General features: G+C 66.9%; 18 protein-coding genes and 1 riboswitch. Of the genes, 10 read left to right on the top strand and 8 right to left on the bottom strand.

Going from position 1 to position 16,216, the window contains the following annotated elements; translation table 11 throughout:
• Positions 1-96: 96 nt before the first annotated feature.
• From ArtHe_RS15955 to ArtHe_RS15975, 5 genes are read left to right on the top strand one after another with little or no spacing between them, the layout of a single operon-like run.
• On the top strand, positions 97-903 hold the full coding sequence (locus ArtHe_RS15955; protein WP_248317826.1) for an ATP-binding cassette domain-containing protein: 807 nt from the start codon (positions 97-99) through the stop codon (positions 901-903).
• Positions 896-1,561: a methionine ABC transporter permease gene (locus ArtHe_RS15960; RefSeq protein ID WP_248317827.1), complete on the top strand. Its 666-nt coding sequence runs from the start codon at positions 896-898 to the stop codon at positions 1,559-1,561. Before ArtHe_RS15955 ends, ArtHe_RS15960 begins: the two co-directional genes overlap by 8 nt.
• Before the next feature lie 21 nt (positions 1,562-1,582).
• Positions 1,583-3,025 carry an LLM class flavin-dependent oxidoreductase gene (locus ArtHe_RS15965; protein ID WP_248317828.1) on the top strand — a complete coding sequence of 481 codons (1,443 nt, stop codon included), beginning with the start codon at positions 1,583-1,585 and terminating at the stop codon, positions 3,023-3,025.
• Complete coding sequence (locus ArtHe_RS15970; RefSeq protein WP_248317829.1) at positions 3,022-4,236, top strand: acyl-CoA dehydrogenase family protein; 1,215 nt, start codon at positions 3,022-3,024, stop codon at positions 4,234-4,236. Before ArtHe_RS15965 ends, ArtHe_RS15970 begins: the two co-directional genes overlap by 4 nt.
• A gap of 35 nt (positions 4,237-4,271) precedes the next feature.
• Positions 4,272-5,147, top strand: coding sequence for a MetQ/NlpA family ABC transporter substrate-binding protein (locus tag ArtHe_RS15975; RefSeq protein WP_248317830.1), 876 nt, complete (start codon positions 4,272-4,274; stop codon positions 5,145-5,147).
• Here ArtHe_RS15975 and ArtHe_RS15980 read toward each other — a convergent pair.
• Positions 5,144-5,977: a DUF1206 domain-containing protein gene (locus tag ArtHe_RS15980; RefSeq protein WP_248317831.1), complete on the bottom strand. Its 834-nt coding sequence runs from the start codon at positions 5,975-5,977 to the stop codon at positions 5,144-5,146. The two genes, ArtHe_RS15975 and ArtHe_RS15980, sit on opposite strands and share 4 nt — an antisense overlap.
• Positions 5,978-6,095: 118 nt before the next feature.
• Between ArtHe_RS15980 and ArtHe_RS15985 the strand changes: the two genes are divergently transcribed.
• Together ArtHe_RS15985 and ArtHe_RS15990 are read left to right on the top strand one after the other, a co-directional pair.
• Positions 6,096-6,488: an MmcQ/YjbR family DNA-binding protein gene (locus tag ArtHe_RS15985; protein ID WP_066300943.1), complete on the top strand. Its 393-nt coding sequence runs from the start codon at positions 6,096-6,098 to the stop codon at positions 6,486-6,488.
• On the top strand, positions 6,485-7,060 hold the full coding sequence (locus ArtHe_RS15990; protein WP_248317832.1) for a DUF1990 domain-containing protein: 576 nt from the start codon (positions 6,485-6,487) through the stop codon (positions 7,058-7,060). Before ArtHe_RS15985 ends, ArtHe_RS15990 begins: the two co-directional genes overlap by 4 nt.
• On the opposite strand, the gene ArtHe_RS15995 is transcribed toward ArtHe_RS15990, so the two are convergent.
• Positions 7,008-7,478 (bottom strand): hypothetical protein, encoded by a 471-nt coding sequence (locus ArtHe_RS15995; protein ID WP_248317833.1) that lies wholly within the window; start codon positions 7,476-7,478, stop codon positions 7,008-7,010. The two genes, ArtHe_RS15990 and ArtHe_RS15995, sit on opposite strands and share 53 nt — an antisense overlap.
• A 37-nt stretch (positions 7,479-7,515) precedes the next feature.
• Positions 7,516-8,046 carry a GNAT family protein gene (locus ArtHe_RS16000; RefSeq protein WP_248319830.1) on the bottom strand — a complete coding sequence of 177 codons (531 nt, stop codon included), beginning with the start codon at positions 8,044-8,046 and terminating at the stop codon, positions 7,516-7,518.
• 262 nt (positions 8,047-8,308) lie between these two features.
• A riboswitch (SAM riboswitch) is annotated at positions 8,309-8,424 on the top strand.
• A gap of 73 nt (positions 8,425-8,497) precedes the next feature.
• Between ArtHe_RS16000 and ArtHe_RS16005 the strand changes: the two genes are divergently transcribed.
• Both ArtHe_RS16005 and ArtHe_RS16010 read left to right on the top strand, forming a co-directional pair.
• A complete protein-coding gene (locus tag ArtHe_RS16005; RefSeq protein WP_248317834.1) occupies positions 8,498-9,736 on the top strand; it encodes an acyl-CoA dehydrogenase family protein in 1,239 nt (412 codons plus the stop codon).
• A gap of 62 nt (positions 9,737-9,798) precedes the next feature.
• The gene (locus ArtHe_RS16010) at positions 9,799-11,034 is read left to right on the top strand and encodes an acyl-CoA dehydrogenase family protein (RefSeq protein ID WP_248317835.1); all 1,236 of its coding nucleotides are present in this window, start codon (positions 9,799-9,801) and stop codon (positions 11,032-11,034) included.
• A gap of 78 nt (positions 11,035-11,112) precedes the next feature.
• Here ArtHe_RS16010 and purL read toward each other — a convergent pair whose 3' ends face one another.
• The 4 genes from purL to ArtHe_RS16030 all read right to left on the bottom strand — a co-directional run bounded on the left by purL (position 11,113) and on the right by ArtHe_RS16030 (position 15,084).
• Positions 11,113-13,425, bottom strand: coding sequence for a phosphoribosylformylglycinamidine synthase subunit PurL (purL, locus tag ArtHe_RS16015; RefSeq protein ID WP_248317836.1), 2,313 nt, complete (start codon positions 13,423-13,425; stop codon positions 11,113-11,115).
• The gene (gene purQ, locus ArtHe_RS16020) at positions 13,425-14,186 is read right to left on the bottom strand and encodes a phosphoribosylformylglycinamidine synthase subunit PurQ (RefSeq protein ID WP_246168443.1); all 762 of its coding nucleotides are present in this window, start codon (positions 14,184-14,186) and stop codon (positions 13,425-13,427) included. Before purQ ends, purL begins: the two co-directional genes overlap by 1 nt.
• Positions 14,187-14,200: 14 nt before the next feature.
• The gene (gene purS / locus ArtHe_RS16025) at positions 14,201-14,455 is read right to left on the bottom strand and encodes a phosphoribosylformylglycinamidine synthase subunit PurS (RefSeq protein WP_066300964.1); all 255 of its coding nucleotides are present in this window, start codon (positions 14,453-14,455) and stop codon (positions 14,201-14,203) included.
• Positions 14,456-14,667: 212 nt separating this feature from the next.
• Positions 14,668-15,084, bottom strand: a complete 417-nt coding sequence (locus ArtHe_RS16030; protein WP_248317837.1) for a hypothetical protein — start codon at positions 15,082-15,084, stop codon at positions 14,668-14,670.
• Positions 15,085-15,225: 141 nt separating this feature from the next.
• Between ArtHe_RS16030 and ArtHe_RS16035 the strand changes: the two genes are divergently transcribed.
• Positions 15,226-15,738 carry a DUF4442 domain-containing protein gene (locus tag ArtHe_RS16035; protein WP_248317838.1) on the top strand — a complete coding sequence of 171 codons (513 nt, stop codon included), beginning with the start codon at positions 15,226-15,228 and terminating at the stop codon, positions 15,736-15,738.
• Here ArtHe_RS16035 and ArtHe_RS16040 read toward each other — a convergent pair.
• Positions 15,704-16,189 carry a subtilase-type protease inhibitor gene (locus tag ArtHe_RS16040; RefSeq protein WP_248317839.1) on the bottom strand — a complete coding sequence of 162 codons (486 nt, stop codon included), beginning with the start codon at positions 16,187-16,189 and terminating at the stop codon, positions 15,704-15,706. The genes ArtHe_RS16035 and ArtHe_RS16040 overlap by 35 nt on opposite strands.
• Between the last annotated feature and the right edge of the window lie 27 nt (positions 16,190-16,216).

The following is a 16,216-nucleotide window of genomic DNA, read 5'->3' on the forward strand; positions in this document are numbered from 1 at the left end:
CTTTCTTTTGGTCCCCCCATGGGTTCGCCTCAACGCACCCATGGGGATGCCGTGCGGTGCTCACCTCTTGCCGGGCAATGACCGAAGGAGGACGGCATGATTCGGATCGAGAATGTTTCGACCGTTTTTGGCACCGGAGAATCCAGCTTCACCGCCGTGGATGACGTGTCACTGGAGATCCCGCGTGGCAGCATCCAGGGAATCATCGGCTTCTCCGGGGCAGGCAAATCCACGCTGCTGCGCAACATCAACCTGCTGGAGCGCCCCACCTCCGGCCGGGTCCTCGTGGGCGGCGTGGACGTGACGACGCTGGATGACGCGGCCCTGCGAGCCACCCGGCACGGGATCGGCATGATCTTCCAGCACTTCAATCTGCTTAACAACCGCACTGCGGCACAGAACGTGGAGCTTTCCCTGAAATTCTCCGGCGTCAGGAACGCTGCGGAGCGCCGCCGCCGGGCACTCGAGGCGCTCGCCGTCGTCGACCTGTCCGAAAAAGCGGAAGCGTACCCGGCCAAGCTTTCCGGCGGGCAGAAGCAGCGGGTGGCCATCGCCCGGGCCCTGGCCACTGAGCCGAAGGTGCTGCTGTGTGACGAGCCCACCTCCGCCGTCGACCCGCGGACCACCGCCTCCGTGCTGCAGTACCTCAGCGACGTGAACGCCCGCTTCGGCATCACGATCGTGGTGGTGACCCACGAAATGAATGTCATCAAGGCGATCGCGGACAACGTGGCCGTGATGGAGGACGGACGCGTGGTGGAACAGTTCGCGCTCACCGAGCTGCAGCGTCCGGGGTTCAGCCCCGCCACCTCGATCGGCCGCTACCTGATCTCGGATGAAATCAGCCTGGACCGTGCCCAAAGAACCGCCGCCAGCCGGCTCGAAGGAGCCCACCATGCTTGAGCGCATCATCGAAGTCTGGCCCGAACTGCTCACCGCGCTGGGCCAGACCGGCATCATGCTCCTGGTGGCCATTCCGCTGGCGGTGCTGATCGGCACCCCGCTGGGTGTGCTGCTGTATGCGCTCGGTCCCAACGGGCTGGTGCACAAACCCAAGCTGCACCGGATCCTGGACTCGCTGGTCAACCTGGTCCGGTCCTTCCCGTTCCTGATCCTGCTGATCGCCATTATCCCGTTTACCCGGTTCGTCGTGGGCACCACCATCGGCACCGCGGCGGTGATCGTGCCGCTGACCATCAACGCGATCCCGTACTTTGCCCGGTTCGTGGAGCAGAACATCACCTCCCTCGGCGGGGGAGTGGTGGAAGCCGCCCGCTCCATGGGTGCGACCCGGAGCCAGATTGTCCGCGACGTCCTGCTCGTGGAAGCCCGGCCGGGACTGATCAGCTCCGTGACCATCATGACGGTCAGCTTCATCTCCTATTCCGCGATGGCCGGGCTGGTGGGCGGCGGCGGAATCGGCGACTTCGCCATCCGCTACGGCTACTACCGCTATGAGACCGGGCTGATGATCACCGCCATCATCCTGATGATCCTGCTGGTGCAGGCCGTCCAGCTGGGCGGCTCCTGGATTTCCCGGCGCGCTGACAAGCGTCTTTAGCCTTCAACCGAAAGAACCACCATGCCTATCCCCAGCACCCGTTTTTCCGGGCCGCGGCCGCGCCTGCTGCTCAACGCGTTCCTGATGAACACCACCAGCCACATCCGCGGCGGCCAGTGGCGCCACCCCGAGGCCGAGCAGCACCGCTTCAACGAACTCGGCTTCTGGACGGACCTGGCCCGGCAGCTCGAAGCGGCGAAGTTCGACGCCCTCTTTTTCGCCGACGTCGTAGGCCTGTACGGAAACCACGACGGCGGCTGGGCCTCCCATGTGCGCCGCGGCCTGCAGGTGCCGGCCAACGATCCGGTGCTGCTGCTCGCCGCGCTGGCCGGAGCCACCAAGGACATCGGGCTGGCCGCGACATCATCGGTGGTGCAGAGCCACCCCTTCCAGTTCGCCCGGCAGATGTCCACGCTGGACCACCTCACAAACGGCCGGGCCGGCTGGAACATCGTCACCTCGGTGCTGGAGAACGCACACCGCAACTTCGACGGCGCCGGGCTCACCGAACACGACCGCCGGTATGACTGGGCGGATGAATACACCGCAGCCGTGTACAAGCTGTGGGAAGGCTCCTGGGATGACGGCGCGCTGATCCAGGACAAGGCCAGCGGTGTACACGCGGACCCGGACAAGGTCCACAAGATCCACCACCGCGGCGAGCGCTACTCGATCGACGGACCGCACCTGAGCGCGCCGTCAGCGCAGCGCACCCCCGTGCTCTTCCAGGCCGGCAGCTCCGGCCGCGGCCAGCAGTTCGCCGCGGCCAACGCCGAAGCCACCTTCATTTTCGCGTCCAACCCCGCCCACGCCGCCAAGGTGGCCGCCGGAGTCCGGTCCCGCGCCGTCGACGCCGGGCGGCAGCCGGACGACGTTAAGGTGTTCACCGGGCTGTCCTTCGTGGTGGGCGGCACCGAAGCCGAAGCCCGGCGGAAGAAAGCCGAGCTGGACGAATACCTGGACCTGGACGCCGTAATCGCCCACATCGGCGGCGGCTTGGGAATCGACCTGGGCGGGCTTGATCTCCAGACCCCGCTCGGCGATGTGCAGACGGAGGGCGGCCGCGGCGTGCTGCAGGCCATCATCGACTCCACCCCCGGCGGCAACCCGACCCTCGCCGATGTGGCCCGTTACCGGACCGAAGCGCAGCAGATCACCGGAACCCCGGAGCAGATCGCCGATGAGCTGGAGCGCTGGCAGGACTCCGGAGTGGATGGTATCAACATCATCAACTCCATCCTGCCCGGCTCCTACACCGACTTCGTCGACGGCGTGCTGCCGGAGCTGCGCCGCCGCGGGCTGGCCCAGAGCGAGTACGCACCCGGGACGCTGCGGGAAAAGCTCTTCGGCACCGGTTCCGGACCGCTGCTGAACGAACGCCACCCGGCCGCCCGGTTCCGGGGCGCCTTCACCGCCGGTGCCCCCGAACACCCCGGCCTTGCAACCGCAGGAGAAACCCGATGACCGCCAGCCTCCTTCACCGCTACGGCCGCAGCACCAGTGCCGGCCAGGACCACTGGTTCGCGCTGGCCGACGAGGTCGCCGCCATCCTCGGGGCCGATGCCCTGGAACGTGACCTGGCGAACAAGCCGCCCTTCACCGAAGTGGAAGTCCTGCGCCGGTCCGGGCTGCTGCCGCTGACCATTCCCACCCGCTTCGGCGGGGCCGGAATCGACTGGCAAACGGCGTTCGAGATTGTGCAGCGGATCGCCCGGGCGGATAACTCCATTGGCCAGCTGCTCGGGTACCACTACATCTTCCAGTCCTTCCCGTACATCGACCTGGACGAGGAACGCGGGAAGGCCCTCGCGGACGAATGCCTGGCCCAGCAGTGGCTTTGGTCCTCCACCGGCACCCCGCAGGGGCCGCAGGCCACCGCCCGCCGCGTCGACGGCGGTTACCTTGTCACCGGCAAAAAGCCGTTCTCAACCGGCAGCCGGGTCGCCGAGCGGATTTACGGCCGGGCGGTTGTGGACGGCGGTGACCGGCTGGCACTGGTCATCGACACAGCCTCCGAGGGTGTGATCCGGCACGACGACTGGGACGTGCTCGGCTCCCGGCTCACAGCCACGAACACCATCGAATTCCGGGACGTGTTTGTGCCGGACACGGACGTGATCACCAACCTGGGAGCGCACGACGGCGAGAGGCAGCCGCACCAGGTCCTCACCACCCCGGCCTTCCAGCTGCTCTTCGCGCACGCCTACCTGGCGGCCGCCGAGGGTGCCGTCCTGGCAGCCCGGGACTACACGCTGGGCGTTGCGCGGCCCTGGTTCCACGCCGAGGTGGAGACCGCGGCGGAGGATCCGTTTATCCAGAACCACTACGGCTCCTTCGCCGCCCGGCTCCAGTCCCTGGCCGCCGTCGTCGACCAGGCCACCACTGCCCTGCAGTGGGCCTGGGACGCCGGGGAGGAGCTGACCGCCGCGGACCGGGCCGGAGTCGCGGAGCAGATCGCAGCCGCGAAGATCACTGCGCACGAAGTCTCCCTGGACGTCACGGCACGGATTTTCGACGTCACCGGAGCCCGGGCCGCAGGCAGTAAATACGGCTTCGACCGCTACTGGCGGGACGTCCGCACCCACACCCTCCACGATCCGGTGGCCTATAAATACAACGAACTCGGCCGCTACTTCCTCAACGGCACCGAACCCGTTCCCTCCGCCTACCGGTAACCGCTCACTTCACCCATCCCTTACGAAGGACAACCATGGAACGCAGGAATTTTCTCAAGCTGGCCCTGGCCGGCGCAGGTGCCGCGTCGCTCACGGCCGCCACCGGCTGCGGCCTCACCGGCGGAGCCTCCGCCTCGAATGACAAGACCATCAAGATCATCGTCACCGAGTCCGCTCCCTACCAGGAGCCGACGAAGATCGCCGTCGAGCTGCTCAAGGCCAAGGGCTGGACGCTGGAACCCACCTACGTCACCGACATCGTGCAGCCGAACCTGGCCGTTTCCAACGGCGAATTCGATGCCAACTACTTCCAACACGGCGCCTACCTGCAGCAGTTCAACGTGGACCAGAAGCTGGAAGTGCAGCCGCTCTTCTACGTCTACGGCTCACCCGGCGGCATCTGGTCCGAGCGCTACTCCAGTCTGCAGGAACTGCCCGACGGCGCCCGGATCGCCTTGCCGGTGGACCCCTCAAACAACGGCCGCGCCCTGCTGCTGCTGCGCGACGCCGGACTGCTGGAACTGAAGGACGGTGTGGGGGTGATCCACACGTCGCAGGAGACCATCACCGCCAACCCGAAGAATCTGACCTTCGTGGAAGTGGACCAGCAGTCGCTGTCCAAGACACTGCCGGACGTGGACGCCGGGTTCCTGTTCGTGCGCTTGGCCGCGGAAATCGGGCACACGCCGGAGGATGCCCTGGCGTTCGAAAAGGAAGCCGACCAGATTCCCTTCCGCTGCGTTGTCGCCGGAACCGCGGAGTTCGCCGAATCCGACAAGGCAGCGGCGCTCAAGGAGGCGTACCAGTCACCCGAGGTCAAGGAATGGTTCGCCGGCTACATGGGCGGGGTGCTGCCCACGCCGTGGGACGCTGACCCGCTGGCGGAACTCGACGCCTGGTGGCAGGCCTAGAGCTTGCCGAACCGGGCCCGCATGATGCCCAGGTACAGGCCGTAGCAGATCAGCCCAACCCCGACGGCGCCCAGCGCCAGCCAACCCTGGGGCGCCTCCTTCAAGGCGTGCAGGGCGCCGTCGAGGCCGCTGGACTTCTGCGGGTCTGCAGTGGCGGCGGCCGTAATGACCAGCCCGCCCAGGATGAGCAGTGAGATGCCCTTGGCAGTGAAGCCCGTGATCCCGGTGATGGTTACGGCACGCCGCCAGGTCCCGCCCGGAACCGGTCCGAGGTCCTTCCGGAACGTCCGCATGACGCCCTTGTAGACGAAGTAGATCCCGATGCCGGCGACCACCGCTCCGATCAGGCCCACCAGGACCTGGCCGGAGGGCTGACTGAGGAGCCGGGCCGTCCAGGTGGCCTGGTTCTGCCCGCTGTCACTGGAACCGCCGAGCGCGAAAACGCCGAAGCTGATGCCGATCGCGCCGTAGACCACGGCTGAACCGGCATCGGTGGCACGTTTCTTCCAGACGTCCTTCCGGCTGCCGGCTGAATCGAGGAAGGTGCGGGTGATCTGGAAGAACGCCAGCGCGAGGCAGCCGAGGAAACAGGCCCAGATCAGGAAGATGCCGCCCGGCCGGGAAGCGAGTGCGGACATCGCACCCGAGGAGTCGGCACTGCCTCCGTCACCGAAGGCGATCTGCAGCGCAATGAGGCCAATCAGGGCGTGCAGCAAGCCGCTGGCCACGTAGCCCATGCGCGCGGCCCGCTCAAATGACTTGGAGTCGGCAGCACGCTCCGCGGCGTGCGTCATCCTGCTCCCGCCGGCGTTCGTCCGGTCCTTGCCCAATCCGTCCTCCAAAGGTTGCCGGCGCCCTGTGGTGCCGCCGAAGTAGTGCGTGTGCTTAGTGGTTTCTCCATCCTGCCATCTGTGGTGCGCGGGACCTACGCGGCGCTAAGGTCGATCCATGGACGCCGCAACCCTGAGGCAGTACTGCCTGTCCCTGACCGGAACGTTTGAGGACTTCCCTTTCGGTCCCGAGTCCTCCGTGTTTAAGGTCCGGGCCGCAGGCGCCGGACGGGCGGCCAAAATGTTCGCTCTCTCGGCGCTCTCCGGAGACCCCTTGATGATCAGCCTCAAGTGTGAACCGGACCTTGCCCAGCAGCTGCGGTCCGTGCACCCGGAAATTACCGGAGCCTGGCACATGAACAAAACCCACTGGAACCAGCTGGATCTCTCCGGGAGCCTGGAGGATGAGCTGGTGCGGAACCTCGTGGAGGACTCCTATGACCTGGTGGTGGCTTCCCTGCCCCGCCGGGACCGGGAATCCCTCGCCTGGAAGGGCCTGGCCGGGGGATGACACAGCGGAAACTGACCTATCTGGATCCCGGCCGGACCGAGCGCCCGTACCCGATGCCGCTGGAGGGCGGCTGGCCCCGGCGCTACCGCCTGGTGCTGCGCGAAGAACGTGTGCGGGTGCCGGATCCGGAAAAGGGATTCCTGCGCCTGGTGGATGGGGTGCTGGGCTGGGACCTGCACCGCGGCAGCGGGCTGCGGGTGGACGCCGGTACTCCCAGGGCCCGCCCGGGATTGGAGATGTCCTCCGGTGTGGGCATTGGGCAGCTGCGCTGGCACGCGCCGTGCCGGGTCCTTTGGAGCACTGAACCCGTGGTCGACGACGCCGGCCGCCCGGTGCCTGGCCAGCGGGCTGGTTTCGGCTACGGCACCCTGCGCGGACATCCCGAGGCAGGGGAAGAAGGGTTCTACGTCGAGCTCAGCGAGGACGGGCAGCTGTTCTTCCGCGTTGCCGCCTTCAGCCGTCCCGCCAACCTGCTCATCGCCGCCGGTGGACCGCTGAACCGGCGCACCCAGGAGATGTTTACGAACCGGTATTTCCGTTCGGCCCGTCGTCTGGCATTGGGGAAGGCGTAATTTCCTCGGGCGGGACGACAACAAAGAGACCGTTGACCAGGCTGAACGCCAGCAGCGAAGGGAGCCCGGTGCTTACCGTGGGCTGCTCCAGAAACAGAACTGCCACGACCAGCATGAGAACCCACACGCCGAGCAGGGCAACACTGAAGTTGAAGCTGCCGCCCCGGCCGCGCAGAACCCGTTCCTTGGCACGAGGTGAGGAGCTTGGATTCCGTCGGGACTGCGCAAGCCACCAGAGCCCGCCGGCGGTGGCCAGAACACCGCAGCCGGTGGCGACCCAGGGCACTCCGGCGTCCCACCCGCTGCCGCCGGACAGGTATGGAAGAGTCACACTGATGGACACCAGTCCCATGACCACAAGCAGCAACCCGGCAAGAAACATCGCCCGCTTCGTCCGTGCATCTGTCCTGGTGTTCACGTCTGTCCCCCTGAAAGTTACGGGCGACCCTACCAGCTCACCCCTCGGCGTCGGGCAGCTGGCTCTTGCGGTGCAGCACAAAGGCCAGGTCCGGACCCGAGGATTCCACCGGCATAAACCCTGAAGTCAGCAGGAGCGCCTGCGATGCCTCGTTCTGCTCGTCGGTGTACGCGGTCACCCGTTCGACGCCCGGCTGGGCGAGCGCGAACCTGCTGAGGGCAATCAATGCCTCAGTCGCGTAACCGAGACCCCGCCGGGACGGCACGATGTTGTAGGTGACCTCCACCGCGCCGTCGACCGGAGGGCCAAGGAAGCCGATGGTGCCAACCGCTGTGCCGCCGCGCTCACGGATCAGCCGGGCGCCGAAGATCCCGGCCTGCGGGCCGAGCAGCCCAGCCTGGAAGAACTGCTGAGCCGCGTCCTCATCCATGGCCTGCGGAAAGTCATCAGCCCAGGACGGACAGCGGATACCGGCAATCAAAGCATCAACGTCTGCCGCTGACATCTCCGCCAGCTCCAGCCGGTCGGACTGCAGGCTGCCCGCAGGCACCTGCTCCTCAGAAATCATGGTCACGATGAATATTCTTCCCCATCGATACGCGTGGAAACGCTCATTCAGCGGCAAAAATATCCAGTGTCCGCAGTTTCTGCAAGCCCCGGGAATCCGCGGGTTCCTGCGCCCGAACCGCCACTCGAGCCCGGCGGGCCGGGCCAGGGAGGCCGGGCCGGCTCCGGGCGTCATGCTCTCCCGCGTAACACGGGGCAGCGGAACGTCATTGACCTTCACTTCCTACCCTTTGCGGCAACCGCAGGGGCATACTCGTCTCCAAGATCAAGAGTCCCAATGGCAAGCTCTGGCTGGTTGGGCGGCAACCCTCTCCCGTAGCGGGGTGCCCCAGATGAGGATCCGGCCGCGCACAGAAACCGTGCCCGGCAAGTACGGCCCCCTACTGCGGCCGCATCCACCAACTGAGTGGTTCTGCGCGCCGGCAGCGGGTGCCTTGACTGAAGGACGCGATATGACCATCGTCGACACCGAAGTAAACCTGCGGGCAGCCCGCTCGCCCTGGAACGGACACGCTTCCCCTGAGGAGCTGGACCACTGGCGCAGGACCGCCGAGGACGTTGCCGCCGCACTGGCCGCGGATGTCCTGGAACGGGACCGCCGGAACGCTGACCCGCATGCAGAGGTGGACCTGCTGCGCCGCTCGGGACTGCTCAACCTGATCATTCCTGCGGAGTGGGGCGGCCGGGGCGGACATTGGGAAAGCGCACTGCACGCCGTGCGCATCCTGGCGCGCACCGACGCGTCGATCGCGCAGATCCTTGCCTATCACTATGCCAACCTTGGCGCCGTCGTGTTCTACGGCAGTGCATCGGTGCAGGAGCGGCTCTTCCGCCGCTCAGCCCAGGCCGGCTGGTCCTGGGGTGATTCGGTGAACCCGGTGGACCCCAACCTGGAACTCATTCCCGACGGCGATGGCTACCGGCTGGAGGGCATCAAGCACTTTTCCACCGGTGCGTCAGTTGGCGACGCCATCCTGGTGAACGCGGTGGTCTCCGCCGGCGAAGACCAGGGGAAATTCCTGGCACTCGCCGTTGACCACGACCGGGCCGGCATCGAATACCTCGGCAACTGGGATGCGCTCGGCCAGCGCCTTTCCGCCAGTGGTTCGGTGAAGTACGCCGGGGTGCGGATCACCGCCGAGGACATCATCGGAGAGGTGGGGGAGGAACCCTTCTCCACGCTGGTCACGCCGTACATTCAGCTGGCCTTCGGCAACCTCTATCTCGGTATTGCCCAGGGCGCCCTGGCCCGCGGACGTGAGATCACGCTGGGACGCAGGAACTCCTGGTTCCTGTCCAGTGCCGAAACCTACGCCCAGGACCCGTTGACCCAGCGGGTCTACGGGGAACTGGACTCCCGGATCGCGGCGGTGGAAGCACTGGCGGACCGGACAAACCGCAGGTTCGACGGCGTGATTGCCGCCGGCGGCCAGCTCACCGCCGAAGCACGCGCGGAACATGCCATCGAGATCGCCCGGCTGAAAGTTGTCTCCAGCGAGGTGGGCGTGGACACGGCCAACCGCATCTTCGAGGTGACTGGCTCATCCTCGGCTAAGTCAGAGGTGGGACTGGACCTGTTCTGGCGCAACGTCCGCACCCACAGCCTGCATGATCCGGTTGACTACAAAAAGGTCGAGGTGGGTGCCAGCTACCTGCTCGGCGAGGTCCAGCCGATTTCGCTCTACACCTGAGCTCCGGGCCGCGACGGAGCCACTTCCACCCTGCCCGGATGGGCGAACCCAGGAGCACCACTATGACTGAGATTCTCATCGATACCCCCACGGCCTATGAACGGGCCGCCGCCAAGTACCGGCCGGTGTTTGAACGCATTGCCGCCGGCACGCTGGGCCGCGAACTCGCCCGGGAGCTTCCGTTTGAACAGATCGGCTGGCTGCGGGAGGCCGGCTTTGGCGCCGCCCGCATTCCGGCCGAGTTCGGCGGGGACGGACTGGACTGGGTGGAGTTCACCGATCTGCTGATTGAGCTGGCCGCGGCGGACAGCAATATTCCGCAGGCCCTGCGCGGACACTTCGCCCTGGTGGAGGACAGCCTGTACCACCACGGCCGGGGCGCGGACCGCAGCGGCTGGCTCCGGCGCTTCGCCGCCGGTGAGCTCGCGGGCAACGCCTGGACCGAACCCGGGGCCGGCGGCACGGCAACCGTGCTGGCTGAAACACAGGAAGGGCTGGTGCTCGCCGGGCGGAAGTTCTACACCACGGGCACCATCTTCGCCGACTGGATCGATGTCACGGCGAAACGGCCGGACGGTTCGCAGGTATCGGTGATTATCTCCACCCGGGCGGCCGGCGTCGAGACCTACGACGACTGGGACGGCTTCGGCCAGCGGCTCACCGGCAGCGGCACCACCATCTTCACCGGCGCACCTGTGGACCCGGTCAACGTGTTTGCCTTCACCGACCGTTTTCCTTACCAGACCGCGCTCTACCAGCACGTCCTGCTGGTGGTGCTCGCCGGGATCGCGCAGGCGGCCGTTGAGGACGCCGGTACCCAGGTGCGGGAGCGCAAACGGGTCTTCGGCCACGGCAACGCACCGTTGGTCCGGCACGATCCCCAAATCCTGCAGGTGGTGGGGGAAATCAGCGCAAAGGCCTACGTTGCCAGGTCCGCCGCCCTCAGCGTGGCCAGCAGCCTGGACCGTGCCTTCGCGGCCCGGGAGCAGGGCGGTGCCGTTGAGAAGGCCGCCAACATTGCTGCCGAACTGGGCTCTGCCCGGGCCCAGACCGTGCTCAGCACGCTGGTGCCGGACGCCGCCGGAGCGGTCTTCAATGCCCTCGGCGCGTCCTCCACCAGCGCAGGCAAGGCCCTGGACCGGCACTGGCGCAACGCCCGCACGGCCGCCACCCACAATCCGTTCATTTATAAGGCCCGGATCGTGGGGGACTGGGAAGTCAACGGGGCTGAACCACCGTTCATCTGGGGCGTCGGCGAAGCGGACCAGCCAGGAGCCGCCGGACCGCAGCCGGGATAGCCAGCGCCGCCGCGCACGCAACGCAAAACACCCGCCCGGGAATCCCGGGCGGGTGTTTTCGCAGAAGCGGAGGAAGGACTAGCCGAAGTGCTTCGGCAGGGTCCCTTCGTGGGCTTCCTTCAGCTCATCCAGCGGCAGCGTGAAGTGGCCCTGGAAGTCCAGTGCCCCAACCTCGGTGTCGACGACGCCGATGCGCGAGTGTGCGAAGCCGCGGGCCGAGCACATGTCCTTGAACCGGACCTCTTCGCTGCGGGCCACGGAGACCACGGCACGGGCCTGCGACTCGGAGAAGAGCAGGGTGAAGATGTCCACCCCGTCGCGTTCTGCCACTTCGTCCAGACCGATCCGGGCGCCGACGCCGAAGCGCAGCGCCATCTCAGCCAGGGCCGCCGCGAGGCCGCCTTCGGAAAGGTCGTGCGCGGAGTCGATCATTCCGTCGCGGGAGGCGTTGATCAGCAGGTCGCCGAGCAGCTTCTCCGCCTGCAGGTCCACCTTAGGCGGCTGTCCGCCCAGGTGGCCGCGCAGGTTCGCGAACTCGGATCCGTTCAGCTCATCGCCGGTGACGCCCATCAGGTAGATCGCCTGGCCGTCTTCCCGCCAGCCCGACGGCGTGCGGCGGGCGACGTCGTCGAACACACCCAGCACGCCCACCACGGGGGTGGGGTGGATGGCGACGCCACCGGTCTGGTTGTAGAGCGAGACGTTGCCGCCGGTGACGGGAACGCCGAGTTCCTGGCAGCCGTCGGCGAGGCCGCGGACGGCCTCGGCGAACTGCCACATCACCTCGGGATCCTCGGGGGAGCCGAAGTTCAGGCAGTCGGTGACAGCCATCGGCCGGGCACCGGAGGTGGCGACGTTGCGGTAGGACTCGGCGAGGGCCAGCTTGGCGCCCTCGTACGGGTTCAGGTAGGTGTACCGGCCGTTGGCGTCGGTGGAGATCGCCACGCCCAGGCCGGTTTCCTCGTCCACCCGGATCACACCGGCGTCGTCAGGCATGGCCAGGGCAGTGTTGCCCTGCACATAGCGGTCGAACTGGTTGGTGACCCAGGACTTGTCGCACATGTTCGGGGAGGCCATGAGTTCCAGGATGGCCTGCTTGATGGCTTCGCTGCCGACCGGACGGCCGTCCGCCGGGAAGGTGTCAGCCTGCACGCCGTCCTGCCACTCGGGGCGGTGGAACGGACGGTGGTAGACGGGGCCTTCGTGGGCGACGGTGCGCGGGTCGACGTCGACGATCGTCTCGCCGTCCCAGTCGATGACCAGCCGGCCGGTGCCGGTGACTTCGCCCAGCCAGGAGTACTCGACGTTCCACTTGTCCATGATCGCCTCGAACGCCTCAACGTTCTCGGGGGTGACCACGGCCATCATGCGTTCCTGCGACTCGGACATCAGGATTTCGCCCGGGGTCAGGGTCGGATCGCGCAGCAGGACCTTGGTCAGTTCCACGTGCATGCCGCCGTCGCCGTTGGAGGCCAGTTCCGACGTCGCGCAGGAGATGCCGGCGGCACCGAGGTCCTGGATGCCCTCGACCACGGAGGCCTTGAACAGTTCCAGGCAGCACTCGATGAGCACCTTTTCGGCGAACGGATCGCCGACCTGCACGGCGGGGCGCTTGGAGGGCTTGGTGGCGTCGAAGGACTCGGAGGCCAGCACGGAGGCGCCGCCGATGCCGTCGCCGCCGGTGCGGGCGCCGAAGAGGACCACCTTGTTGCCGGTGCCGGAGGCGTTGGCCAGGCGGATGTCCTCATGCCGCATCACGCCGACTGCCAGCGCGTTGACCAGCGGGTTGCCCTGGTATACGGAGTCGAAGACCACTTCGCCGCCGATGTTCGGCAGGCCCAGGGAGTTGCCGTAGCCGCCGATGCCGGAAACGATGCCGTGCACCAGGCGGGCAGTGTCCGGGTGGTCGATCGCGCCGAAGCGCAGCGGGTCCATCACGGCAACCGGGCGGGCACCCATGGAAATAATGTCGCGGACAATGCCGCCGACGCCGGTCGCGGCACCCTGGTAGGGCTCCACGAAGGACGGGTGGTTGTGGGACTCGACCTTGAAGGTCACGGCCCAGCCGTCACCGATGTCGACGACGCCGGCGTTCTCGCCGATGCCGACCAGCAGGTGTTCCTTCATCTTCTCGGTGACCTTCTCGCCGAACTGCGAGAGGTGAACCTTGGAGGACTTGTAGGAGCAGTGCTCGGACCACATGACCGAGTACATGGCCAGTTCCGCTGCGGTGGGGCGGCGGCCCAGGATTTCGACGACGCGGTTGAACTCGTCTTCCTTGAGTCCCAGTTCAGCCCAGGGCAGCGGGGTGTCCGGGGTGGACGCCGCGTGGTCGACGGTGTCGATGTTGAACTTCTTCTGCTCGGCGGTGGAGCCTGCGGAAACGGTCATTATTTGCCTCCGGCAACGAGCGAGGTGAGTACTGAGGTGAAGATGCCGATCCCGTCGGTGCCGCCGCCCAGGGCAACGTCACCGTACGCGGAGGAGTCCGGGCCGAAGCCGGCTTCGATGGCGTGCTCGGGGTGCGGCATCAGGCCGACGACGTTTCCGGCGGCGTTGGAGATGCCGGCAATGTCGCGGCGGGAACCGTTGGGGTTGAAGCCGTCGTAGCGGAACACCACGCGGCCTTCGCCCTCCAGCTCGTCCAGGGTCTTTTCATCGGCGACGTACTGGCCGTCCTGGTTCTTCAGCGGGATGACCATGCCGGAGCCCTGGCCGTAGGCCGAGGTCCACGCGGTGGAGTTGTTCTCCACGCGCAGCAGCTGGTCGCGGCACATGAACTTCAGGTGATCGTTCTTGATCATCGAGCCGGGCAGCAGGTGCGCCTCGGTGAGGATCTGGAAACCGTTGCAGATGCCCAGCACGGGCATACCGCCCTTGGACGCATCCACCACCTTCTCCATCAGTGGAGCGAAGCGGGAGATGGCGCCGGCGCGCAGGTAATCGCCGTAGGAGAAGCCGCCGGGGATGATCACGGCGTCGACGTCGTGCAGGTCTGCGTCACCGTGCCAGAGCTCGACGGCGGTGCCGCCGGCCAGGCGCACGGCCCGGGCGGCGTCGCGGTCATCGAGGGTGCCGGGGAAGGTGATCACGCCGACGCGGACCGCGCGCAGGGCGGGGTTTTCCGGCGCGGCGGAGTAGTCGCCGATCAGCGGGGTGCTCAAAATCAGGCCTCCGAGATAACTTCGACGCGGGTGACGTCTTCGATAACGGGGTTGGAGAGCAGCGTGGCGGCCGCGGTGCGGGCCTGCTCCAGGATTTCCGGAGTGACATCTCCGTCCACGGTCAGCTCGAAGCGCTTGCCCTGGCGGACGCCGGTGAAGCCGGTCAGGCCCAGGCGGGGAAGGGCGCCGGCAATGGCTTTGCCCTGCGGATCCAGGATTTCGGGCTTGGGCATAACATCAACAACGATCCGGGGCATCCGGTGACTCCTGTGAGTAAAGAGGGGTGTGGCCGCGGATGTGCCGTCTCACGCTGATCCAGCGCTCCGCGAGCTTGCCGTTTCATTCTAAGGCTAAGCACCGCGTAACGGCGCATCGGCGGCGCCCGGATGAAGACGCAGCAAGGTGCCCCTTCGGAGTCGAAAAGGGCACCTTCTGAGCGTCTTCGGGCACTGGTCCCGGCGGGGGAGTCCTAGGCTGGAAGCTCGATCTGGAATCCGCAGGAGCAGCGCAGGATGGTGGTTTCCAGCCGGACCTCCGGCGGGGTGTCAGCCTGCTCGGTGCTGAGCGGCTCGAAGAGCGAGATGGTCCGGCTGTCCTTGGGCTGCATGGGTTCGCCGCAGTGCAGGTACTCCGCGTCGCTCGGCTCGGAAACCGCCCGGCGGGCCCAGAGCGGAGAGTGCCGGACCGGGTGGCCGTAGAAACGGTCGCACTCGCCGCAGGTGTAGCTGACTTCCAGGAACTCGGCTGCATCCGCCGTCGTCGAGGGTTCGACCGACTCGATGATCAGGTACTCATCTGTTCCGCAGTAGGTGCACCATGGCACCAGCTCGGCGGGAGCTCCCGCAGCGGGCAGCTGCGGGTGTTCGGGTGTTGCTTCGATCGACAATCTGGGTTCCTCCGGTGTTTCCGGCGCCCCGGAGGGCGCGGGCCGTGACGTGGATAGTAAGCAAGCTGATTCAATAATAGAACATTTTCGCGGAGATTCGGAAGATGGAATGATCTGCCTCACATTCTGTAGGGTGAAGCGGTGAAACTCCTTGCCGCCAAGCCCGCTGCTGTGCGCCGGTCCATGAACCTCTGGCCGCCCTTTGCTTTCTCCGGTATCCGGATCACAGACCTCCCGCCGGATTTTATGTCGGTAACCGTGCGGCTGCGGCTGCGCTGGTGGAACCGCAACGTGGCCGGAGTGCACTTCGGCGGATCGCTGTTCGCGATGACGGACCCGTTTTGGATGATGCTGCTGCTCCGGCATCTGGGTAAGGAGCACATCATCTGGGACCGCGCGGCCGAGGTGGACTTCGTGAAGCCGGGCAAGGGCGATGTCTACGCCCGGTTCCGCATCAACGAGGATGACCTGGTGCGGCTCCGGGGCGAAGCCGCCGGAGGGGCGAAGGTCCTGGAGTGGTTCACTGTGGAGGTTGTGGATGCCGGTGGCGACGTCGTCGCCCGGGTGCGCAAGCAGGTTTACCTCCGCCGCAAGCGGGAAATCCCGGCGAAGGCCGCCGCTACTGCATTCCCGCCGCGCCGAGCAGCCCGCTAAGCGCGTCCCAGCGGCTGATCTGGCAGCCGTCGCTATAGGCGAACGCGGCGTCAACGTTTTCGCCGTCCACCGTTCCGGTGACGGTGGCCCGCTGCGGGCCACCGTACTGCATGGTGCAGGCAACGTCCGGGCCGGGTTCAGCCATCAGCGCCGTGCCATGCTCGGCCAGTGCCCCGCAGGCGGCCGCCGGATCGGGGGCGCCGGAATTACCCACCGGCGCGGCGCCGTCGCACTCCAGGGTCCAGGTGTCAGTGACCGCTTCACCCTCCGCCATCAGCTCCACGGTCAGCGACGTTGCGCCCGCAGCCGGGGCTGAGCTGCCGGGCGAAGCAGCAGACGACGACGGCGATTCAGGGCTGGTTCCGGGGTTTGCGTCTCCGCAGGCGGCCAGGGCAAGGCCTGCGGCGGCGAGCAAAAGGGCGGTGCGGGACAGGCGGATCGTGTGCTGCATCGGTGAGACCTCCCGGTTGGTTGCGTA

Source organism: Arthrobacter sp. Helios (assembly GCF_023167125.1).
Classification (GTDB): domain Bacteria; phylum Actinomycetota; class Actinomycetes; order Actinomycetales; family Micrococcaceae; genus Arthrobacter_B; species Arthrobacter_B luteolus.